Consider the following 278-nt stretch of genomic DNA (forward strand, 5'->3'; position numbering starts at 1 on the left):
CTTTTCGGCCAGTAAAACCGAGTCCTTCCGTAGTCGTTGCTTTCACATTAATCTGGTTTGGAGTAACCGCCAGAAGCGTTGCAATCCGCTCTTGTATCGCTTGACGGTGCGGGTTAATTTTTGGCTTTTCACAAATTACGGTGACATCCATATTGACCAACTGATAATTTTGTAAGCAAACCTCTTGCCAAACTTTTTGCAAGAGGACGCCACTGTCAGCGCCGGCAAACGCCGGGTCGTTATCCGGAAACCACACGCCAATATCACCGGCACCAATC

Annotated in this window: 1 protein-coding gene; it reads right to left on the reverse strand. The window is 48.2% G+C overall.

All coding sequences use genetic code 11. From position 1 onward, the window contains the following. The coding region (locus J5F18_RS18995; protein ID WP_346300078.1) for a 2-C-methyl-D-erythritol 2,4-cyclodiphosphate synthase at window positions 1-278 on the reverse strand (278 nt) is incomplete at both ends.

Source organism: Halomonas sp. BM-2019, from assembly GCF_017584085.1.